The sequence below is a fragment of the Variibacter gotjawalensis genome, assembly GCF_002355335.1.
GTDB classification, from domain to species: Bacteria; Pseudomonadota; Alphaproteobacteria; order Rhizobiales; family Xanthobacteraceae; genus Variibacter; species Variibacter gotjawalensis.
Window position 1 is genome coordinate 2517942 of the sequence record NZ_AP014946.1, and the last position, 21471, is coordinate 2539412.

Annotated in this window: 17 protein-coding genes; 9 read left to right on the forward strand and 8 right to left on the reverse strand. The window is 62.2% G+C overall.

Going from position 1 to position 21471, the window contains the following annotated elements:
* Nucleotides 1–4: 4 nt before the first annotated feature.
* The 5 genes from GJW30_RS12220 to GJW30_RS12240 form a co-directional block, all read right to left on the reverse strand.
* Nucleotides 5–1378 carry a TRAP transporter large permease gene (locus tag GJW30_RS12220; protein ID WP_096355690.1) on the reverse strand — a complete coding sequence of 458 codons (1374 nt, stop codon included), beginning with the start codon at nt 1376–1378 and terminating at the stop codon, nt 5–7.
* The gene (locus GJW30_RS12225) at nt 1375–1944 is read right to left on the reverse strand and encodes a TRAP transporter small permease subunit (RefSeq protein WP_096355692.1); all 570 of its coding nucleotides are present in this window, start codon (nt 1942–1944) and stop codon (nt 1375–1377) included. The genes GJW30_RS12220 and GJW30_RS12225 overlap by 4 nt, the downstream gene beginning before the upstream one ends.
* Nucleotides 1945–2034: 90 nt before the next feature.
* On the reverse strand, nt 2035–3099 hold the full coding sequence (locus GJW30_RS12230; RefSeq protein WP_096355694.1) for a TRAP transporter substrate-binding protein: 1065 nt from the start codon (nt 3097–3099) through the stop codon (nt 2035–2037).
* Between the two features lie 23 nt (nt 3100–3122).
* A complete protein-coding gene (locus GJW30_RS12235) occupies nt 3123–3935 on the reverse strand; it encodes a putative hydro-lyase (RefSeq protein WP_096355696.1) in 813 nt (270 codons plus the stop codon).
* A 93-nt stretch (nt 3936–4028) separates the two neighbouring features.
* Entirely contained in the window at nt 4029–4928 is a 900-nt protein-coding gene (locus tag GJW30_RS12240) for a LysR family transcriptional regulator (RefSeq protein ID WP_096355698.1), read from the reverse strand.
* A gap of 248 nt (nt 4929–5176) precedes the next feature.
* On the opposite strand from GJW30_RS12240, the gene GJW30_RS12245 reads away from it, so the two are divergent.
* Genes GJW30_RS12245 through GJW30_RS12255 form a run of 3 tightly spaced genes read left to right on the forward strand, consistent with a single transcriptional unit; the run spans nt 5177 to nt 8041 of the window.
* Nucleotides 5177–5722: a TRAP transporter small permease gene (locus tag GJW30_RS12245; protein ID WP_096355700.1), complete on the forward strand. Its 546-nt coding sequence runs from the start codon at nt 5177–5179 to the stop codon at nt 5720–5722.
* 2 nt (nt 5723–5724) lie between these two features.
* A complete protein-coding gene (locus tag GJW30_RS12250) occupies nt 5725–7032 on the forward strand; it encodes a TRAP transporter large permease (RefSeq protein WP_096355702.1) in 1308 nt (435 codons plus the stop codon).
* A 28-nt stretch (nt 7033–7060) separates the two neighbouring features.
* Nucleotides 7061–8041, forward strand: a complete 981-nt coding sequence (locus GJW30_RS12255; protein WP_096355704.1) for a TRAP transporter substrate-binding protein — start codon at nt 7061–7063, stop codon at nt 8039–8041.
* A gap of 58 nt (nt 8042–8099) precedes the next feature.
* Here GJW30_RS12255 and GJW30_RS12260 read toward each other — a convergent pair whose 3' ends face one another.
* From GJW30_RS12260 to GJW30_RS12270, 3 genes are all read right to left on the reverse strand, one after another.
* Nucleotides 8100–8870 (reverse strand): TIGR02186 family protein, encoded by a 771-nt coding sequence (locus GJW30_RS12260; protein ID WP_096355706.1) that lies wholly within the window; start codon nt 8868–8870, stop codon nt 8100–8102.
* Entirely contained in the window at nt 8867–9793 is a 927-nt protein-coding gene (locus tag GJW30_RS12265; protein WP_096358799.1) for a sulfite exporter TauE/SafE family protein, read from the reverse strand. Before GJW30_RS12265 ends, GJW30_RS12260 begins: the two co-directional genes overlap by 4 nt.
* 202 nt (nt 9794–9995) lie before the next feature.
* Entirely contained in the window at nt 9996–13169 is a 3174-nt protein-coding gene (locus GJW30_RS12270) for a tetratricopeptide repeat protein (protein WP_096355708.1), read from the reverse strand.
* 323 nt (nt 13170–13492) lie between these two features.
* Between GJW30_RS12270 and GJW30_RS12275 the strand changes: the two genes are divergently transcribed.
* The 6 genes from GJW30_RS12275 (at nt 13493) to GJW30_RS12300 (ending at nt 21470) form a co-directional block, all read left to right on the forward strand.
* Complete coding sequence (locus tag GJW30_RS12275; RefSeq protein WP_197703723.1) at nt 13493–13843, forward strand: MerR family transcriptional regulator; 351 nt, start codon at nt 13493–13495, stop codon at nt 13841–13843.
* A 49-nt stretch (nt 13844–13892) separates the two neighbouring features.
* The gene (locus GJW30_RS12280) at nt 13893–15689 is read left to right on the forward strand and encodes an acyl-CoA dehydrogenase C-terminal domain-containing protein (protein WP_096355712.1); all 1797 of its coding nucleotides are present in this window, start codon (nt 13893–13895) and stop codon (nt 15687–15689) included.
* A 63-nt stretch (nt 15690–15752) separates the two neighbouring features.
* Nucleotides 15753–16910 (forward strand): acyl-CoA dehydrogenase family protein, encoded by a 1158-nt coding sequence (locus GJW30_RS12285; RefSeq protein WP_096355714.1) that lies wholly within the window; start codon nt 15753–15755, stop codon nt 16908–16910.
* A gap of 27 nt (nt 16911–16937) precedes the next feature.
* Entirely contained in the window at nt 16938–18146 is a 1209-nt protein-coding gene (locus tag GJW30_RS12290; protein ID WP_096355716.1) for an acetyl-CoA C-acetyltransferase, read from the forward strand.
* Nucleotides 18147–18164: 18 nt separating this feature from the next.
* Nucleotides 18165–20402 carry a 3-hydroxyacyl-CoA dehydrogenase NAD-binding domain-containing protein gene (locus GJW30_RS12295; protein ID WP_096355718.1) on the forward strand — a complete coding sequence of 746 codons (2238 nt, stop codon included), beginning with the start codon at nt 18165–18167 and terminating at the stop codon, nt 20400–20402.
* Between the two features lie 72 nt (nt 20403–20474).
* Nucleotides 20475–21470: a WD40 repeat domain-containing protein gene (locus tag GJW30_RS12300; RefSeq protein ID WP_096355720.1), complete on the forward strand. Its 996-nt coding sequence runs from the start codon at nt 20475–20477 to the stop codon at nt 21468–21470.
* Nucleotide 21471: the final 1 nt, after the last annotated feature.

Below are 21471 nucleotides of genomic sequence, written 5' to 3' on the forward strand. Positions count from 1 at the left end.
GGAGTTATCGTCCGAGGACGGAGGGGAGCCACAACGCCAGTCCCGGCATCACGAGCAGCAGCAGGACCGCGAAGATGTAGACGAGGAAGAACGGCATCACGCCGGCGAACACGTCCGTGATCGGACGGCCGTCGGTGCGCATGCCTTGCAGCACGTACAGCACCGTGCCGTCCGGTGGCGATATCATCGCGATCTCGACCAACATCGTGACGATGACGCCGAACCAAATCGGATCGTAGCCGAGTGCTTTGACGACCGGGAACACGACGGGAAGCGTCGTGATCACCATCGAGAAACCTTCCATGAAGGTGCCGAGCGCGATGTAGAGCCCGATGATAAGCAGCATGATCGCCCACGGCGGCAGCGGCAGCGAGCTGACGGTCTTCGCCATCATCTGCGGCACGCCGAGGCTCGTGATAATGAAGTTGAGCAGATAAGCGCCGAACAGGATGAGGCCTATCATCGCGGTTACGCGCGCGGATGACTCCGCGGATTCATGCAGCATCTTCCACGAGAGCTTGCCGTCGAGGGCCGCGAAGAACATCGCCCCGAGGACGCCGAGCGCTGCTGCTTCGGTCGGCGTCGCGAAGCCGCCGTAGATCGTGCCGAGCACGAGCAACATCAGGATCAGTGTCGGTAGCAAGCCGGAAAGCGCGCGGAATTTCTCCGCCAGCGGCACGCGCGGCCCGGCCATCACGGCGCGCTGCGACCAGCCGTGCCAGACGATAACCGCCGTGAACAGAAGCACGACGAGCAAGCTCGGCCCGGCCGCGGCGAGATAGAGCGCGCCGACTGAAGTTTCGGTGATCAGCGCATAGATGATAAAGGTGATGCCGGGTGGAATGAGATTGCCGAGTGCGCCGCCGGCCGCGAGCGAGCCGAGCACGTAGCGTGGCGAGTAAGCCGTGCCTTTGAAGAAGGGCAGGGCGACGGAGCCCATCGTCGCGGCAGTGGCGACAGACGAGCCCGAGATTGCCGAGAACAGCGCTGACGACATGATATTGGTGTGAAGCAGGCCGCCGGGCAGCCGCTCGAGCCACACATTCATCGCTTTGTAGAGACGCTCGGAGAGCCCGGCGCGCAGCAGGATTTCGCCCATCAGCAAGAACAGCGGCACGGCGACGAGCACGTAGCTCGAGCTAGGTCCCCACACCATTTGGCCGATGAAGGTCCAGAACGGGCGTTCCGAGAACGCATAGCCGATCAGAATGCCGAGGATGCCGAGCGCTGCGCCGATGTAAACACCGGAACCGAAAAGAAACGTGAGCAGGCCGACGAGCGTCAACGTCTCGGCGAGCGGGACTTGAACATTAGCGCCGGTCAGCCACAGGCCGACGAATAACAGCAGAAGAATGAGGAGGAAGACCGCGGCAATCATGGCGTGCTCTTCACCGCGTCGAGGGCTTCCTGCGCTTCTTCTTCGTAAGTGCGCGGACGGAAGAGTTTATCGATGGCTTCGAAATCACCACGCAGGAGCAGCGGGATCGCTTCGACGAACAAGAGAACGATGAGCAGCAGGAACATCAGGATGCCGAACGTCCACAGTCCCTGCGGGATGACGAGCGGCGTGCGCAGCAGCGAAATGTCTGTCGAGCCGAAGTCCCAAGATTCTTGCGTCAGAGCGATGGCGCCGTAGCTGAGAAATCCAACGAACGTGCCAAGCGTCGCCAGCGCAACGAGATGCAGCACGGCGCGCGCCTTCAGCGGCATGCGGTTGAGAATGACGTCGATCCGCACATGGCCACGGGTGATGAAAGTTTGCGCCAACCCCCACGAAATACCGAACGCGAGCGCATAACCGGAGAGTTCCGTCGTCGACTGCAGGCTGATGCCGAACGTGTTGCGCAGCAGCACTTCGACGCCGATCAGAACCGCGCAGGCGATGAAGCCCCATCCCGCGATGGCGCACATCAGATACGAAATGCGTTCGATGAGTTTTTGCATGGCGTGCGTTTGGGTTGCCTCGTTGACTTGGGCGACGCGCCTAAATTTTCCCTCTCCCGCGAGACGGGAGAGGGAAAGACAACTGACGATTTAGCTTCCGAACTTCACGCCGGTAATCGGCGCAACGATCTTGTTATACTGCTCGCCGCACGCGGCGCCGCAGCGCTTGACGAAGGCCGGCAGCACGACTTCGCCGAGCTGCTTGCGCAGCACTTCGGCATCTTCCGCCGTCGGACGCGTCACCGACATCGGGTCTTTGTCGACGACCTTGCCGATCTTGCAGCCGTCTGCCTTGCCGGTGTTGCAGGCGATACCGTCTTCGGTCGCGGCCTTGCCGAGATCCCACTGCGCGTTTTCGAGAGCCTTGAACTCGGCCTCGAGGAACGAGCGCACCTGCGGGTCGAGCTTGTTCCACCACGAGAGGTTCACGAAGTAGGCGGCGGTCGCCCAGCCCATCGGCAGCGCGTACATCGACTTCGTCACTTCGTACCAGCGTGCGCCGTTGCCTGACGCCGTACCGGTAATCGCGCAATCGACGACGCCGCGTTCGAGCGCACCGTAGACTTCCGGGAAGCCGATGCCGGTCGGCTGTGCGCCGATCGACTGGACCAAATCGTTGAGCGAGCCACCATGCGTGCGGATCTTGCGGCCTTTGAGGTCGGAGAGCTTGGTCACCGGCGTGCGGCAGAACGGCACCTGGGCCGGGAACGGATAGATCGCGATGATCTTCGTGTTGAAGCGCTCGAGCGCCTTGTTGGCGTCCGGCACGACAGCGTCGGCAACTTTGCGTGCTTGCTCGATCGTCGGATTGAGACCGGCGAGATCGACGATGTCGAGGAACGGCACGTCGCCAGAAACGGTCGCGAGCGGAGCCGCGCCAATGTCGACGTTGCCGGAACGGACAAGGCGGATGATTTCCGGGCCGTTGAGATTACGCTCCGGCCAGCTCGCAAGATCGACCTCGATGCGTCCGCCGGATTTCTTCGGCAGCTCTTCGCGCAGGCGCGGAATGTCGACCGTCGAGAACTGCGGTAGAGCAGGGCCCGGCTGCGTGACGGCCGTGATCTTGAGCTTAGGCCCGGCCGGCAGAGTTTGCGCCGACGCGATTGCCGTCGTCGCAATCAGCGCGACGAGAGTTGCTGCGATTGTCTTCATGACTTCCCCTCTTTTTTGTTTCTTCAGAGCACCGCGAGGTGCGCATTCTTCAAGTCGGTCACCACCATCGCGCCGGGCGCGTGGGTGATCGCAAAAGGCACCTTCGCGGCCGCGATCACGGCTTGCGGAGTAACGCCGCAGGCCCAGAACACCGGCAGCTCGCCCTTCTTCATATCCGCGGCATCGCCGTAATCCGGCACGCTGACGTCTTTGATTCCGATCTCTTCCGGCAGCCCGATGTGAATCGGCGCGCCATGCACGGACGGAAAGCGCGATGTCACCTGCACGGCACGAATCGCGTTGCCGGGCGTCATCGGTCGCATCGACACGACGGTGGGGCCGTGAAACGGCCCAGCCGGAACGCAGTCGATCGACGTGCGATACATCGGCACGTTCACGCCGCGCGTGATGTGCTGCATCGGGATGCCTTGCTCCATCAGCGCTTCTTCGAACGTGAAGGAGCAGCCGATCACGAAGGCGACGAGATCATCGCGCCAATATTTCTCGACCGATGCCGGCTCGTCGATCATCTCGCCATCTTTCCAGACGCGATAGCGCGGCAAATCTGTGCGAATGTCGAAGTCGGCGCCAAGCTCGGGAATGCGCCAATCGCCCGGCGCAGACGTTCCGATCACGGGGCAGGGCTTCGGGTTGCGGCGGCAGAATTCGGCGAAGTCAGACGCCTGCTCGCGCGGTAGAATGGCCAGATTGCCTTGCACATAACCCGGCGCGAGGCCTGCGGTCCAACCGTTGAGACGACCCGAGCGCGCGGCCAGACGAACGTCACGGCCGGTCGATAGATCCGCATTGGCGAGCTTCGGATCGCGCATATTCATCGGTCGCCTCCTTTTTGGTTGCCGCTATGCAAGCACCAACCGGGCCAACCGCGCAAATCGGGATTGCGAATACCGAACGATAAGGCTGGCTTATCAGTTGCCCACGTTTTCGGCCTCGCGGGCAACTTCGCAGGCAAGCTGCGCTAACGGCTGCGCGAGCGAGCCTTCTGGTGAGACCGGAAGCACTGCCATGAAGGTGAGATCGGGCATCTCGACCTCGGTATTGATGACGCGCAACGTTCCTTCTTCGAGCTCGCGGCGCACGACGAGCGGCGGGATGACGCTGATACCAATGCGGTCGAGTGTCATGCGCACGATCGACGAGAGAGACGCATTGCCGAAGATGCGCGGCGTCGGGTGATCCGGTGCGCGCAACATCTCGCGCAACATAATATAAGGGCGCGCCGTCTTCGGGTACGTGATCAGCGGGAAGCGCAGCAACGCCGAGAGCGAGATCGGGCCGTCGGGCAAATCGAGCTTCGGGCTCGCGATGAATGCGAGCGGATAGCGGCAGAGATCATAGTTGTTCATGCGTGGATCGCTTACCGGCCCGAGCATGAAGGCAAGATCGATTTCGTGATCGATCAAGCGGCTGCGGAGGCTGGGTGAGACGTCGACCTCGATATCGATCGTGATCGCCGGATGCGCCGCATGGGCACGCTCGATAAACGCCGATAACCACGTATGGACGATGGTTTCCGAGACACCGAGCCGCAGCACGCCGCTCATCGCGCTCGGCGCTGCGATAGCGCGCAACATGTCGCCGCGCAGGTTCAACATGCGCTCCGCGTAGTCGAACAGTTCGCGACCTTTCGCGGTCAGCGTCACGGCCCTGGCTTCGCGGTCGAACAGCTGGACGCCAAGCTCGGCCTCGAGGCTTGCGACGCGCTGCGAAACTGCCGGCTGCGTCGTGTGCAGGCGTTCGGAGGCGCCGCGGAAAGAGCCGAGGCGGGCGACCCAGTAGAAGATCTCAAGGCTACGAAGCTGAGGCATCGATTTCGTCTGCGTGTTCTCAACAAGCCTTACGAAGGTCCACCTCGCCTTACAAGCGGGCACGCGATAACGTCCGGTTATCGGACGCCATTCGCAACTTTGATTGGCCGGTTTTCGGCTTTCCTGCTTGCATGGCGACGGTTCGGGGGAACAATCACATGGCTGACAGCTCGTAATCTGGCGCGGATGTTGCAGTGCCGCATTTGGTGCGCCCGTAATTCGTGTCCAACAAGAAAAGCGTTTTCGCCATGCTCCGTACGTTTCTCGACCGGCTGTATCTGCTGTCCGGTTATCTCGCCGGCCTTTTCGTCGTCGCAATTTTTGTTTTGATGATGTTGCTTTCGGCTGGACGGCCTCTCGGCTTCAATATTCCGGCTGGCGATGAACTGATTGCTTGGTGCATGGCTGCGACTGCTTTCCTCGGTCTCGCGCACACATTCCGCAGCGGCGAGATGATCCGTGTCGGCCTTTTGATCGATCGGTTCAAGGGCCGGACGCGCTGGTGGTTCGACGTGCTGTCGCTCGTCATCGGCGTCGGCTTCGTCGGCTTCTTCACCTACTACGCCGTGATGATGACCTACGACTCGTATCGCTTCAACGATATGGCGCAGGGCGTACTCGCGATCCCGATGTGGATCCCGCAGCTCGGTTACTCGGGTGGCCTCGTCATCCTCACCATCGCGTTCATCGACGAGTTCTTCTACGTGATCACCGGCAAGAGCACGCGCTTTGATAAGCCGCCACCGCAAACCGCCGAAGAGGCGATCGAGCGCGCTATGCAGAGCGCGGTGTAACGATGGGGCTGCTGGAAATCTCGGGGCTTCTGCTCCTCCTGCTGTTCGCGTTGCTCGCTGGCGGCGTATGGATCGGCATCGCTCTGCTTGCGACCGGCTACGTCGGCATGCAGTTCGTCGGCGGAAATATTCCGGCCGGTCCGGTGCTCGCGACGAAGATCTGGGGCAACTCGGCGTCGTGGGAACTTGCCGCGTTGCCGCTGTTCATCTGGATGGGCGAGATACTGTTCCGCACGAAACTCTCCGACGAGATGTTTCGTGGGCTCGCGCCGTGGCTAAACTGGCTTCCCGGCCGTCTGCTGCATGTAAACGTCCTCGCCTGTGGCGTGTTCGGTTCAGTCTCGGGTTCGTCTGCCGCGACATGCGCGACCGTTGCGAAGATCGCGCTGCCGGAACTCAAGAAGCGGGGCTACAACGAGAAGATCAGCCTCGGTTCGCTCGCCGGCGCCGGCACGCTCGGCATTCTCATTCCGCCGTCGATCACGATGGTGGTTTATGCCGTCGCCGCGAACGTCTCGATCATCCAAGTTTTCCTCGCCGGCTTCCTGCCGGGCTTGCTCGTGATGGTTCTGTACTCCGGTTACATCGCGGCTTGGTCGCTCGCTTATCCGAAGGAGTCACCTCCGCCCGAGCCGACGATGTCGTTCCGCGAAAAGCTGCACGAGTCGAAGCAGCTCATTCCGCTGATGTTCCTCATCGCGCTCGTGTTCGCCGCACTGATGTCCGGCTGGGCGACCGCGACGGAATGCGCCGCCTGGGGCGTCCTCGGCTCGCTTGCGATCGCATGGTGGCATGGCGCACTGACGAAGGACTCGTTCTGGCAGAGCGTGATGGGCGCGACCCGCGTCAACTGCATGATTATGCTGATCCTCGCCGGCGCGTCTTATATGTCGACGTCGATGGGATACACCGGCATCCCGCGCGAACTCGCCGCATGGGTCGATAGCCTCAAGCTCTCACCCTACATGCTGATCGCAGCGCTGACGCTGATGTATATCGTGCTAGGCGCCGCGCTCGACGGCATCTCGATGATCGTCCTGACGACCGCGATCGTCATCCCGATGGTGAAGCAGGCCGGCTTCGATCCGGTCTGGTTCGGCATCTTCCTGGTGCTTGTCGTCGAAATGGCGGAGGTTTCGCCGCCTGTTGGCTTCAACCTTTTCGTTCTGCAAACCATGAGCGGGAAAGACTCGAACACCGTGGCGCTCGCCGCGCTGCCGTTCTTCTTTCTGCTCGTCGCCGCAGTGGCGATCATCACGCTCTTCCCGTCGATTGTGATGGTTTTGCCGCAATGGTTCTATCCGAGCTAAGATCGATCTATCCAAAGAGGGAGCTATCATGAACGTTTGGACCAAATCCGTCGCCGTGGGCGCGCTGCTGAGTGCCGCTCTGGCGCTTCCGGCCGCCGCGCAGACGAAGTGGAATCTGCCGGGCGCGTATCCGCCGGATAATCCCCACACCGTGAACCTGCTCGACTTCGCCAAGGATGTGCAAAAGGCGACCAATGACAAGCTACAGATCACCGTGCATCCGAGCGCGTCGCTGTTCAAGGCGAACGAAATCAAGCGTGCGGTGCAGACCGGTCAAGCGCAAGCCGGCGAAGTGCTGATCTCGATCCACGAAAACGAAGACCCGCTGTTTGGCGTCGACGTCATCCCGTTCCTTGCCTCGAGCTACCCGAACGCGAAGAAGCTGTGGGCGGCGTCGAAGGAAGCAATCTCGAAGAAGCTCGACTCGCAAGGCGTGAAGCTTCTGTTCGCCGTGCCGTGGGGCCCGCAAGGCATCTACGCCAAGCAGGACATCAACTCGACAGCAGACCTGAAGGGCCTCAAGTGGCGCGCCTATAACGTCGGCACGTCGCGCATCGCCGAACTCGTCGGCGCGCAGCCGGTGACGATTCAAGCCGCCGAACTGCCGCAGGCACTCGCGACCGGCGTCGTCAACGCGTTCATGACGTCGGGCTCGACCGGTTACGACAGTAAGGTGTGGGAGACGATGACCCACTACTACGACACGCAGGCGTGGATCCCGAAGAACCTCACCTTCGTCAACAAGGCGGCGTTTGACGCACTCGACAAGCCGACGCAGGAAGCGCTGCTGAAGGCTGCGGCCGTTGCCGAAGAGCGTGGCTGGAAGCTCGCCGAAGAGAAGGCTGCTTGGTATCTCGACCAGCTCAAGGCGAACAAGATGAAGGTTCTGCCGCCTAGCCCGGAACTCAAGTCCGGCCTCGAGAAGATCGGCGAGACGCTGACTACCGATTGGACCAAAAAGGCAGGTGCGCCGGGCCAAGCCGTGATCGACGCTTATAAGAAGATGTGATCAACGCACGCGAATAACAAAGACTACGCCCGGTGAAAGCCGGGCGTTTTCTTATGCGTCAGTCTCTGCGGAAGACGACGTTGCCTATCCAGCCCGTGAACAGAGCGAGCAACGCTGTTGCGAGGCCATACCAAAGCCCGTGGGTGCGGGCGAATGTGCCGATCTGCTGTTCGAAGCCGGTTTTCACGATCTCGAAGGCGGTTTCTTCGCGAGCCACCATCGCGCCGCCGATGAAGAGCTGAACGCTGATCTCGTAGTCCCCCGTCGTCACATTAGAGGGCAGGGGCACGGTGGCGCGGAAGAGACCTGGTGTGATGAAAGTCACCGCATTGTTGGCCTCGCGATAGAGACCTTGCTCGACTTCCGCTCGCAAGAAAGCCTCGCGATAATCGTTCTTGATGTCCGAGACATCGCCGCGGAAACTCTGAGGCAGCACGATGTTGTTGAGCCCGATTGCATAGCGCTGTAGCACGTCCGGCGCTGCGATCTGATCGAACGGCTTGTTGGTCAGCACCGCGATGTAACTCGGCACTTCGGGGAACTGCCGTGAGCGGCGGTTGATCCAGATGCCGGCGTAACGCTCTTTGCGGCGCACCACCATCGTGCGGCGCGGTCCCGACACAGTGGCAACGAGCGCGACGTTGCCGGAGCGCCCGACGGAGCCGGCGTCCTGTTCGATCGTGCCGAACAGAACAAGTTCGTCGCCGGTGAAATTCGACGTGATGAGCACCCGATGCGAGGACACCGACAACACAAGACGCTCCGCCGCCGCCGGCTGCGCGAAAGCCACGAAAGCGAGAGCAAGCGGAGCGGCGAGCAATCGCATCATTGCAATTGCTCCAGCGTTTGCACCGAGAAGGGATCGTCCGGTGTGACGATCAGGCCGAACGCGAAGCGCAGACCGACACCAAGCACGATGAGGCCGAGTAGAAGCCGCAGCTGCTCGCCGCGCATGCGCTGACCGGCGCGCGCGCCGAATTGCGCGCCAATAACGCCGCCGACCATGAGGATCAGCGCGAGCACCGCGTCGACCGAATAGTTGGTCACCGAATGCAGCACCGTCGCGGTGAGCATCGTCACCAGCGTGACGACCGTCGATGTACCGATCACGACGCTGGTGGGCACACGGAGGAGGTAGATCAGCGCCGGTACCAGCAGGAAGCCGCCGCCGACGCCCATCACGCCGCCGAGGAAACCGATGAAATAGCCGATCGTCCATACCGGGATGATCGAAACATAGATGCGCGACTGCTTGAAGCGGATCTTCATCGGTAGGCCGTGGAACCACGCATGGCTGCCGGGGCGCCGCACGTCCGCCGGCTTGCCGCCCCGCGTCCGCATGATCGCGCGCACGCTCTCCGTGATCATCATCGCACCGATGATGCCAAGCAGCGTCACGTAGGCGAGGGCGATCACGAGATCGAGCTGGCCGAAGCGGCGCAGCAATGCGATGACAACAACGCCGACAGCGGTGCCGATCAGCGCTCCTGTGAGCAATACTCCCGCAAGTGAGAGATCGAGCGCTTTTCGCCGCCAGTACGAGAAAACGCTGGAGAATGACGACGCTGCGATATGCGTCGAGACCGTTGCGACCGCGACGATCGGCGAAATGCCCAGGAAGATCAGCATCGGCGTCAGCAAGAAGCCGCCGCCCACTCCGAACATTCCGGACAGCACGCCAATCGCTAGCCCCATCGCGAAGATGAGCATCACGTTGACTGGCAGTTCGGCGATCGGAAGATAGATCTGCACGGTTCGCAAGTCCGCAACGGCTGCGGCCGCAGCCACCGACAAAAAAGAAATGAGAGCCCGGAGCGAGATTCGCCCCTGGCACCACGACGCATTTTACCCTTGCGCCCCTCGGGCGGCGCGATCAAGCAAATTCCGCTGATACGCCCGACCGATTGCGCGGGTAGTGAACAAATACGGTGAAGTCGGAGGCGGGTTTACCGCCTCAGGTTTGCGCACGCTTGCGGCCGAAAGCGGGCTTCGGCTTTGCGGGAGCTTCTGGAGCCGAAGCCTCCCACGTGCCGTTCGGTGGCGCCACATGAACGGCAGTTTCCGGCTGTTGCGCGGGGCGGAATGACTGGACGGCCTGCTGCGCAGCGGTGAGCTGCGTTGCTTCGAGGCGGGCGCCGACATCGTCACGCTTCTTGCCGGCGTCTTCGTCACCTTGTTGAGCCGCGAGCGCGAACCACTTGTAGGATTCAGCGAGGTTGGCCTCCGTGCCGAGACCACGCGCATAAAGGATCGCGACATTGTATTGGCTGTCCGGAATGCCGTGCATCGCAGCTTTGCGGAACCACTCGACGGCGCGCGGGAAGTCCGGCTGCCCGTCGATGCCTTCCGCGTAAAGTACCGCGAGATTGTGCATCGCCTTGCCGTTACCGGCGTCGGCTGCCGCGCGGTACAGGCGGCGGGCCTGGTCGAGGTCCTTCTTAACGCCGTTGCCCTTCTCGTAGAGGCTGCCGAGGCGGTACTGCGCCGGCGCCGAATTGCGATTGGCGGCGCGTTCGAGCCAGCGCGCAGCTTGCTCGTAGCTCTGCGCGACGCCGCGGCCTTCCGCGAAGCGGACGCCGACTTCGTATTCGGCGGCGGCATTCCCGGTCAGGGCGGCAGAGCGCAGGCCTTGCGGGAAGCCAGGCAGATCGCCGGACGGAGCGCCCGGTGTGAGGCCGGTGGCGCGGCCGACTTGAGCCGTCAGTTCGTTTGCAGCCGGAAGCTGGATCGATGCGATCGTCAGCGGGCTGACGGCCGGCATTTCGCCGGGTTTCGCGTTCGATGGGGCAGTTGCTGCAGGCGCAGGTGTCTGCGCGGCAGGCGTATTGATCGAACCCGTCGTCACCGGTGCGGGTTGCGCCGAGCGTGATGGAGCGGGCGTTGCAGCAGCAACGCGTTCGGGCGCGCGCGTCTCGACCGGCTTGATCGCTTCGGTCGTGACTTTCTTCGGGCCCATCAGCGGCTGTATTTCGGGCTCGGACTGATTGAAGCCGAGATGCAGAGCGCCGAGGCTCGCGAGCAGCAATGCCGCGAGGATCAGCGCCTTGCGGCCCGTTAGCTTGCGCGCGAGCGAACCGAAGGTGGATGCCTTTTCGTTTCCGGTCGCCGTAGGTTCAGTCGCGTGCATTGCGGCCTGCGCAGCGCGGCGAGCCGCTGCGATGAAATTCGATTTTGAATCTTCCGGCTCTTCGCGCGGAACCGACGACGAGCCGAGCGGCATATCGAGCGAACCGCGGCCCGTGGTGCCGGGCTCGAGCGGAAAGTCGGCTGGGAGCGTCGGATCGATCGGCGGACGGCCGAACGAAGGCTGCGTCTCTTGAGCGGCGTAGCTTGCTTCGGTCGCGGGAGGCGCTTCGAACGAAGGCGCTTGGAATGCGGGAGCGCGCGGCGGCGAGGACAGTGCATGCGAGTAGGTCGCTGCCGGCGTGGGCCCGGGACGCGTGACGTCGAGACGATCGACCAGCTTCGCCAGAGTTTCGTGCACCGACGAGAGCGTATCCTGCGTGCGGCGTTCGCTCTGCACATGCTGGTTCTGCAGCGCGCTGAGATCCTGGCGGAGCGAGGAAATATCCTGATGCGGCGCAGCGCTCAGTGCGGCTTCCCGCGCTGCCGAGATAGCGCTGGCGTGCAACGAGTCCATGCGGCCGACGAGGTCGGTGAACGACTGCTCGATATGGCCGAACTGATTGATGCGCGAGTCGGATTTTTCGAGCCGCTGCGTGATGTGGTCGAGTTGGTCCGCGATCGCGTTGAGCGCGGAAGAGCTGCCGCCAAGTTCGACGCGCTCGAGCTTGTCCGCAAGCGCGTTGACGACCGAATTGATCTGCGTCTGCGCAGTCGCGATAGAAGATTGCTGGCGACCATCGAGGTGGCGCGCGAGGTCTTCGAAACGACGCTCGATCATCGCCGAGAAATTGCCTTCGCGCGACTGAACCTCTGCGAAGATGCGATCCATGCGGTCGCTGATGGTCTGAACTTCTTCGGCAAGTGCGACGAGCGCATCGCCAGAGGCTGCGCGTGAAGCAATCGTACCGAGATCGATGATGGCGCGTTCGAGTTGCCGCAGCACCGCGCTCGTCGTAGCGGTGTCAGGCTCGCGCTGCGCGAGGTTTTCGATCTTCTGATCGAGCTTTTGGATTTCGCCGCGGAAGGCCGCGAGAGATTCTGCCGGAGCGAGGCTGCGGATCTGTTCGTAGACTTGCGCGAGCCCGGCCTCCATGGCCGCTAGGGCGCGCGGGTCGCCGCCCGCCGTGCGGCCTTCGTCGATGCGGGCCGCAACGCCTCTCACTTCTGCTTCGAGCGCTTGCACAGCATGACGCGGAGCCGCGTCGTTCAACTTCTGATTTATTTCTGCAAGTTCGCGTCGCAACGTGTTGACGGAATTCTCGAAACCGCCGGATGCGCGGACCGCCTGCAACTCTTGCGTCAGATCGAACATCTGATCGTGAAGCTCGCGCGACGGAGCGCGCGCTTCAACACGCGGTCCGTCGTCGAGACGGCGCGAGAGCGCAGCAAATTGATCCTGCAGCGGAGCCGGCGCGTAGACGACGCTTTCCGGCTCGTCGTCCAGATACTGCTGCCGTGCCGAGATTTCGGCAATCTGTCGATCGAGATCGTTCGCGAAGGAGGCAAACGCAGCGTCGTGCTGATGCTGAGCGCTGTATGTCTCGCGCGTCGCGGGTTCGGGCGACTGCCAGGTGTCGCGGCGCGAAGCGGCCGCATATCCGGCCGGGCTGGTCGGCGGCGAATTCGGGCCGAAGGTTGCGACGCGATCTTCGATGGCGCGCAGTGTATCTTCGAGCGAAGTGTCGTTCGACGATGCGCCTTGGTGTGCAGAGCGCGAGGGCGCATGCCCAAGGTCGGAAATCTTTTCGGTGAGCTGTTCGAGGCGCGACGAGATAGCGCGCATCGCTTCTTCAGCTTCGCTGGTGCGAGTCTCGCTGCGGGCGCGGCGCGGACGTTTCGCGCGCGGTGCAGGGGCTTCTTGAGCTGGTTGCCCGGCGGCCGACTGAACGAGGCCCTTGAGCCATTCGTCTATAGACACGCCTTGGCGACGAGCCGCTTCGCGCGCTGCCTCGCGCATTTCAGGGCGCAGGCCCGCCAGCTTGAGTAGGTCGTCCGAGGTCATGCCAACACCAGGATGTCGCCGTCCGATAGATGACGACGAGTACGCGCCAAAATGGGGGCCGAAGGAGCGGCAGATTCCCCTGCGTTAACTTTTCAGGAACACGGTAAACGGCGAGTTAAGAAACCCGGGGTCGAGGCGGAAAAAGGCTGAGCGGGTCTGCCGAGTTAACTTTTTGCTTTACGTTAACGTCAACTGTTGCTATAGCGCCGCCAACAATAGGGAGAAGACGCTTGGCGCTCGAAAATCTCGCCCCCCTTGGAGGATCTCGCGAACCCGTCACGACGGAGGTCTTCACCATTCGTCAGCTGGCCAACGAATTTGCTGTGAGCGCGCGCACGCTCCGTTTCTACGAAGAGAAGGGTTTGTTGAACCCCCGCCGCAACGGGCAAGACCGTCTTTACAGCCGCCGCGACCGCGCCCGCCTGCGCTATGTCGTTATGGGCAAGACGGTCGGCTTCACGCTCGAAGAGATTTCCGAGCTTCTCGACCTCTACGATCTCGGCGACCGCCAAGTCACGCAGCTGCGCGCGACCGCCAAGAAATTCTCGGAACGTATCGACCGTCTCGAACACCAGAAGTCGGAAATCGACCGCGTCCTCGCCGAATTGAGACATGGACGTCAGATGGTCGAGACAATGTTGGCCTCGCGCGAGCGGGGTGGAGCTTCTTCGTAACTTCAATCGCTACACGCGCGTCATTGCGGACGCATGAAGGAGAATATTGATGCCGACCTATAAGGCCCCAGTCGAAGACGCACTCTTTCTGCTCAACGACGTTTTCCAGATCGAGCGTTACAACAACTTGCCGGGCTTCGCCGACGCGACGCCGGAGACGATCGAGGCGATCCTCGCCGAGTCCGCAAAATTCACCGAGCACGTATTGCAGCCGCTCAACCGCGTAGGCGATACGGAAGGCTGCACGCGCAATGCGGACGCCAGCGTGACGACGCCGAAGGGCTTCAAGGAAGCGTTCAAGGCGCAAGGCGAGGGCGGCTGGCTCGGCATCTCGATGCCGGAAGAATTTGGCGGCCAAGGCTTGCCGAAGGTTCTCTCGACGATCATCGGCGAGTTCCAGGTCTCCGCAAACCAAGCCTTCTCGATGTATGGCGGGTTGACGCAAGGCGCTGTCGCGTCGTTGCTGGTGCACGCCAACGACGACATCAAGAAGACCTACGTCCCGAAGATGATCGCCGGTGAGTGGACCGGCACGATGAATCTAACGGAGCCGCACTGCGGCACTGACCTTGGCCTTCTGCGTACCAAGGCCGTGAAGCAGGCCGATGGCAGCTACAAGATTTCCGGCACGAAGATTTTCATCTCGGCCGGCGAGCACGACCTTGCCGACAACATCATCCACCTCGTCCTCGCGCGCATCGAAGGCGCGCCGGCGGGCGTGAAGGGCATCTCGCTCTTCGTCGTGCCGAAATTCCTACCGAAGGCAGATGGCTCGGTCGGCGAGCACAACGGCGTGACCTGCGGTTCGATCGAAGAGAAGATGGGCATCCACGGCAACTCGACCTGCGTCATGAACTACGATGACGCGACCGGCTGGCTGATCGGCGAGGAGAACAAGGGTCTCCCGGCGATGTTCGTGATGATGAACGAAGCGCGTCTCGGCGTGTCGGTCCAGGGCCTCGCGCTGTCGGAAGTCGCGTATCAGAACGCCGTGACCTACGCGAAGGAGCGCCTGCAGGGCCGCTCGATCTCGGGCGTCAAAAATCCGGACAAGCCGGCCGATCCGATCATCGTGCATCCGGACGTGCGCCGAACGTTGCTTTCGATCCGGGCCTTCAACGAGGCAGCGCGTGCCTTCGTGATCTGGTCGGCGCTACGTGCCGACGTTGCGCGCAAGGGCAACGACGAGAAGGAAAAGCAAGCTGCCGAAGATCACATGAACCTCATGATGCCGGTGCTCAAAGGCGTCCTCACCGACACGGGCTTCGCCAATACGGTGGCGGCGCAGCAGATGTTCGGCGGACACGGTTATATCGCCGAGCACGGCATGGAGCAGTTCGTTCGCGATAGCCGCATCGCGATGATCTACGAAGGTGCCAACGGCATTCAGGCGCTCGACCTTGTCGGCCGCAAGCTTGGCCAGAATGGCGGCCGTGCCGTGATGACGTTCTTCAATGACGTCGGCGCGTTCATCAAGGAGAACGCCGAAGACGAGGCGATGAAGCCGTATATCGCCCCGCTCAAGGCTTCGCTCGGTCATCTCCAGCAGGCCACGATGTGGTTCATGCAGAATGCGATGGCAAAGCCCGACAACGCTGGTGCCGGTTCGAACGATTACATGCATCTGTTCGGCCTCGTCGCGATGGCCTACATGTGGGCGCAGATGGCGAAGGCCGCGCAGAAGAAGCTGGCGAACGGCGCCAACGGGGCGTCGGATCGTCTCAACGCAAAGCTTGTCACCGGCAAGTTCTTCATGGAGCGTATGCTTCCCGAGACCGGTGCGCATCTCGCGCGCATCACGACCGGCGCCGACACCGTGATGGCGCTGCCGGCCGAAGCCTTCTGAGTTACAAAACGTAAGCGAGGCGAAGCGCCTCGCTTACGAAAAAGCTACAGGGAAGCGAAGCGCATGGAAGTTCTCAGCGTCGCCAAGCCGACATGGATGAGCGAAGACCTCGTGATGCTCGAGGAGCAGGCGAAGCGCTTCGTCGATACCCAGATGGTGCCGCACGTCGAGAAGTGGACCGAAGACGGCATCATGGACCGCTCGGCCTGGAACAAGCTCGGCGAGGCCGGACTGCTGCTCGCAGGCATTCCTGAAGAATACGGCGGAGCAGGCGGCACGTTCGCGCACGAGACGGTGATCAACCGCACCTTCGGCCTCGCGGGTCTGGACTCGCTCGGCGCTGGACTGCATTCCGGCATCGTCGCGCCGTACATCCTGCGTTACGGCACCGAAGAGCAGAAGAAGCGCTGGCTGCCGAAGCTCGCGACCGGCGAGATGGTCGGCGCCATCGCGATGAGCGAGCCGGGCACCGGCTCCGATCTGCAGAACGTGAAATCGAGCGCGAAAAAGTCCGGCAACGGCTACATCCTCAACGGCTCGAAGACATTCATCACCAACGGACAGCTCGCCAACCTCATCATCGTCGTTGCCAAAACCGACCCGAATGCGGGTCACAAGGGCATCTCGCTGATGGTCGTCGAGACCGACGACGCGCAGGGCTTCCGCCGCGGCCGCAAGCTCAAGAAGATGGGCCTCGATTGGGCAGATACTTCCGAATTGTTCTTTGACGACGTGAAGCTTCCGGCCGAAAGTCTGCTCGGCACCGAGGAAGGCATGGGCTTCATCCAACTCATGAGCGATCTGCCGCAGGAACGCCTGATCGTCACCACCGGCGCTGTGGCCGCGATGGAACGTGCATTGGCGATGACCATTGCCTATGTGAAGGAGCGCAAGGCCTTCGGAAAACACATCGCCGAGTTCCAGAACACGCAGTTCGAACTCGCCGAATGCAAGACCGAGGCGACGATCGCGCGCGTGTTCCACGACAACTGCGTCGAGCGTCACCTCAAGGGGGAGCTCGATACTGTGACGGCCTCAATGGCGAAGTATTGGACCACCGATCTGCAGAATAAGATCATCGATCGCTGCCTACAACTGTTCGGTGGCTACGGCTTCATGGACGAGTACCCGATCTCGCGCATGTATCGCGACGCGCGCGTTCAACGCATTTACGCCGGCACCAACGAGATCATGAAAGTCGTGATCGCGCGGAGCCTCTAAAATTCTACGTTTGCCCGGAGAGAAACGATGACAGACGCATTTATCTACGACCACGTGCGCACGCCGCGCGGCAAAGGCAAAGCTGACGGCTCGCTGCATGAAGTCAGCGCGCTCGAACTCTCGACGCAGACGCTGGAAGCGATCCGCGATCGCAACAAGTTCGACACCAAGCTCGTCGATGACGTTGTGCTCGGCGTTGTCGATCCGGTCGGCGAGGCCGGCAGCGATATCGCGCGCTTCGCGGCGATCAACGCCGACTACGGCGACGAAGTGCCCGGCGTGCAGATCCAGCGCTTCTGCGCATCGGGTCTCGATGCCGTGAACTTTGCGGCCGCTGAAGTGATGTCCGGGCAGCACGACCTCACCATCGGCGGCGGCGTCGAGTCGATGAGCCGCGTCGGCATGGGCGCTTCGGGCGGCGCCTGGATGATGGATCCGGGCATCGCCATCAAGTCGTATTTCATGCCGCAGGGCGTGTCCGCCGATCTCATCGCGACGCGCTACGGCTTCTCGCGCGACGATGTCGATGCGTATGCGGTCGAGAGCCAGAAGCGCGCCGCGACGTCGTGGAAGGAAGGCCGCTTCAAGAATTCGGTCATTCCCGTGAAAGACCAGAACGGCCTCACGATCCTCGATCACGACGAGCATATGCGCCCGTCGACGACGATGCAGTCGCTCGCTCAGCTCAACCCGTCGTTCGGCATGGTCGGCGAAATGGGCGGCTTCAACGCGGTTGCCATTCAGGCGCACCCGGAAGTCGAAGCGATCAAAAACGTGCACCACGCCGGCAACTCGTCGGGCATCGTCGATGGTGCCGCTGCCGTGCTGATCGGCAACGCCGAAGCCGGCAAGAAGATCAACGTCAAGCCGCGCGCTCGCATCAAGGCTTTCGCCAATATCGGCGCCGAGCCCGCGATGATGCTCACCGGCCCGATCGACGTGACGAAGAAGGTGCTCAAGCGCGCCGGCATGAAGATCGAAGACATCGATCTGTTCGAACTCAACGAAGCTTTCGCGTCGGTGGTCCTTCGTTACATGCAGGCCTTCAACATCCCGCACGACAAGATCAACGTCTGCGGCGGCGCGATCGCAATGGGTCATCCGCTCGGCGCAACCGGCGCGATGATCCTCGGCACCGTGCTCGACGAGTTGGAGCGTCGCGGCAAGCAGACTGCGCTTGTCACGCTCTGCATCGGCGGCGGTATGGGCACCGCCACCATCATCGAGCGCGTTTAATTTTTGGAGTTTGATCACATGACGAATTACACGAACTTCAAAGTTGAGACCGATGCCGACGGCATTGCGCTGATCACCTGGGACATGCCGGGCCGTTCGATGAACGTCATCGACGAGAAGGTGATGCAGGAGCTCGCCGCGATCGTCGATCAGGTTGCTGCCGACACGAACATCAAGGGCGCGGTCGTCACCTCGGCGAAGGAAGCCTTCTCGGCCGGCGCCGATCTCACCATGCTGGAGACGCTCGGCGCTAACGCCATGAAGATCGGCAAGGAGAAGGGCCCGCAGGCCGCCACCGAAGCGATCTTCGAGTGGAGCCAGCGCCTCAATGGCATCTACCGTAAGCTTGAGACGAGCGGGAAGCCTTGGGTCGCCGCGCTCAATGGTCTTGCGATGGGCGGTGGGTTCGAACTCGCTCTCGCCTGTCACTATCGCGTTGCCTCCGACAATCCGAAGCTCCGCGTCGGTCTGCCGGAAGTGAAGGTCGGTTTGTTCCCGGGCGCCGGCGGCACGCAACGCGTCGCCCGCATGATCCCGCCGCAGGATGCTCTGCAGTTCCTGCTCAAGGGGGATCACCTCAAGGCCGACAAGGCGAAGGCGCTGAAGCTCATCGACGCCGTCGTTCCGGCCGCCGATCTCATCAAGGCCGCCAAGGAGTGGATCAAGGCCGGCGGCAAAGCCGTGAAGCCGTGGGACGAGAAGGGCTTCAAGTTGCCCGGCGGGGCGGTTTACTCGAAGGGCGGCATGATGACGTTCCCGCCTGCCAACGCGATCTATCGCCGCGAAACTTACGACAACTATCCGGCCGCCAAGGCGATCCTGCAGTGCGTGTTCGAAGGCATTCAGGTTCCGATGGATCTCGGCCTGAAGATCGAGGCGCGCTACTTTACGAAGATCATTTCGAGCCCGCAGGCCGCGAATATGATCCGCAGCCTGTTCGTCTCCCTGCAGGAGCTCAACAAGGGCGCACGCCGTCCCGAAAACATCCCGCCGAAGAAGATCGCCAAGGTCGGCATCATCGGCGCGGGCCTGATGGGCGCGGGCATTGCTTACTCGTCGGCGGCCGGTGGCCTCGACGTCGTGCTCATCGATCGCGATCAGGCGAGCGCCGACAAAGGCAAGGCCTACACCGACAAGATCGTGTCGGGGCAGATCGCCAAGGGCCGCGCGAGCGAAGCGCAGAAGGCGGCACTGCTCGGCAAGATCACGGCGACGCCGGACTACGATGCGCTCAAGGGCTGCGACCTCGTCATCGAGGCCGTGTTTGAAGACCGCAAGGTCAAGCAGGAAGCCTACGCCAAAGCCGGCGCAGTGCTGCCCGACAACCTGATCTTCGGCTCGAACACCTCAACGCTGCCGATCACCTCGCTGGCGAAGGACTACAAGAAGCCCGAGAACTTTATCGGCATTCACTTCTTCTCGCCGGTCGACAAGATGATGCTCGTCGAGATCATCATGGGTGAGAAGACGTCCGACGAGGCGCTCGCGGTCGCGCTCGATTACGTGCGCGCGATCAAGAAGACGCCGATCGTCGTCAACGACTCGCGCGGCTTCTACACCTCGCGTGTTGTCGGAACTTATATCGGCGAAGGCCACCGCATGCTGGCGGATGGCATCCCGGCCGCGATGATCGAGAATGTCGGCAAGATGGCTGGCATGCCGGTCGGCCCGCTCGCACTCAACGATGAAGTCGCCATCGATCTCTCGCTGAAGATCCTCAAGGCGACCGAAGCCGACGGCGGCGCCAACGCGGTCGACGCGGACGAGAAGCTGCTCCTCACCGACATGGTGGAGAAGCGTGGTCGCTTCGGGCGCAAGAACGGCAAGGGCTTCTACGACTATCCCGAAAAGGGACCGAAGAAGCTGTGGCCGGGCATCTCGGAGCTGCAGAAGAAGACGCTATCGGCTGACGAACTCGATGCACTGGGTCCCGACTTCGTGGAGGAACAGAAGCATCGCCTTCTCGTGATCCAGGCGCTGGAGACGGCGCGCTGCTTCGAGGAGAAGGTGCTCACCGACGTCCGCGAAGGTGATATCGGCTCGATCCTCGGCTTCGGTTACGCGCCGTGGTCGGGTGGCACGCTGTCCTACATCGACCTGATGGGCACGAAGAAGTTTGTCGCGCTCTGCGAGAAGCTGGCCGAGAAATACGGCCCGCGTTTCGCACCGTCGAAGCTGCTCCTCGAAATGGCGAAGACCGACGATCGCTTCTACCGCCGCTTCGCGCCCGTGAAGCAGAAGCAGGCTGCTGCGTAAACGAGCCGATTTGCGAATACCGAAGGCCCCGCGCTACAACGCGGGGCCTTTTTGCTATTCCGGTTGAGAAGAATGAATACCGCTCCGAATGCCTCGATCACCGACCGCGTCGCGCCCGTGAATGTCGGCGCGCCCGTCACGGCCGTTCACTTCCTCAAGGATACGGCCGTGTTTGTGCTCGGCGAAGACGAACTCATGTTCGTCGCGGCGGCCGGAAGCGAGGCGCGCGTGAAAGCGCATGACGGCGGCATCATGTCGTCGGCCAGCAATGGCACGCAGATCATCACGGGCGGCGACGACGGCAAAGTCGTTCTCACCGGCGCGGACCGCGAGCCGCAGACAATTGCGACCGACGCGAAAAAGCGCTGGATAGATCAAGTCGCCATCGCACCGAACGGCGCCACCGCGTGGTCGGTCGGCAAGAGCGCGACCGCGCGCGAAGCGAAGGGCGCGGAGAAGTGCGTCGAACTTGCCTCAAGCATCGGCGGCATCGCCTTCGCGCCAAAAGGCTATCGCCTCGCGCTGACGCAATACAACGGCGTCGCGATGTGGTTCCCGAACACGGCCGCCGCGCCGGAATTCCTCCACTGGAAGGGATCGCACCTCGGCGTCGTCTTCAGCGACGACGGAAAGTTTCTCATAACGACGATGCAGGACGCGATGCTGCACGGCTGGCGTCTCGCCGACAACAAGCACATGCGCATGTCCGGTTACGCCGGCAAGGTGCGCTCGCTGTCGTGGACGGCCGACGGCGACCTTGCGACGTCGGGTGCCGACCAGCTCATCATCTGGCCATTCCAGGGCAAGGACGGACCGATGGGCAAAGCGCCCGCGATGATGGCGCCGCACAAGGCGCGCGTGACGACCGTAGCGGCGCATCCGAAGCAGTCGGTCATTCTTGCGGGTTACGCCGATGGCTTGGTGCTGATGCTGCGCATCAAGGACGGCGCGGAAATTCTCGTGCGCGCGGGCGACGATCAGCCGATTGCGGCGCTTGGTTGGAGTTCACGCGGCGACCGCTTCGCCTTCGCGACCGAAGAGGGCAGCGCCGGCATTGTGATGATTTAGC

Coding starts and splice junctions, on each gene's coding strand:
- GJW30_RS12245 (WP_096355700.1), top strand. CDS start 5,177: ATGCTCCGTACGTTTCTCGACCGGCTGTATCTGCTGTCCGGTTATCTC.
- GJW30_RS12290 (WP_096355716.1), top strand. CDS start 16,938: ATGACAGACGCATTTATCTACGACCACGTGCGCACGCCGCGCGGCAAA.
- GJW30_RS12270 (WP_096355708.1), bottom strand. CDS start 13,169: ATGACCTCGGACGACCTACTCAAGCTGGCGGGCCTGCGCCCTGAAATG.
- GJW30_RS12250 (WP_096355702.1), top strand. CDS start 5,725: ATGGGGCTGCTGGAAATCTCGGGGCTTCTGCTCCTCCTGCTGTTCGCG.
- GJW30_RS12300 (WP_096355720.1), top strand. CDS start 20,475: ATGAATACCGCTCCGAATGCCTCGATCACCGACCGCGTCGCGCCCGTG.
- GJW30_RS12220 (WP_096355690.1), bottom strand. CDS start 1,378: ATGATTGCCGCGGTCTTCCTCCTCATTCTTCTGCTGTTATTCGTCGGC.
- GJW30_RS12295 (WP_096355718.1), top strand. CDS start 18,165: ATGACGAATTACACGAACTTCAAAGTTGAGACCGATGCCGACGGCATT.
- GJW30_RS12280 (WP_096355712.1), top strand. CDS start 13,893: ATGCCGACCTATAAGGCCCCAGTCGAAGACGCACTCTTTCTGCTCAAC.
- GJW30_RS12255 (WP_096355704.1), top strand. CDS start 7,061: ATGAACGTTTGGACCAAATCCGTCGCCGTGGGCGCGCTGCTGAGTGCC.
- GJW30_RS12230 (WP_096355694.1), bottom strand. CDS start 3,099: ATGAAGACAATCGCAGCAACTCTCGTCGCGCTGATTGCGACGACGGCA.
- GJW30_RS12235 (WP_096355696.1), bottom strand. CDS start 3,935: ATGAATATGCGCGATCCGAAGCTCGCCAATGCGGATCTATCGACCGGC.
- GJW30_RS12260 (WP_096355706.1), bottom strand. CDS start 8,870: ATGATGCGATTGCTCGCCGCTCCGCTTGCTCTCGCTTTCGTGGCTTTC.
- GJW30_RS12285 (WP_096355714.1), top strand. CDS start 15,753: ATGGAAGTTCTCAGCGTCGCCAAGCCGACATGGATGAGCGAAGACCTC.
- GJW30_RS12240 (WP_096355698.1), bottom strand. CDS start 4,928: ATGCCTCAGCTTCGTAGCCTTGAGATCTTCTACTGGGTCGCCCGCCTC.
- GJW30_RS12225 (WP_096355692.1), bottom strand. CDS start 1,944: ATGCAAAAACTCATCGAACGCATTTCGTATCTGATGTGCGCCATCGCG.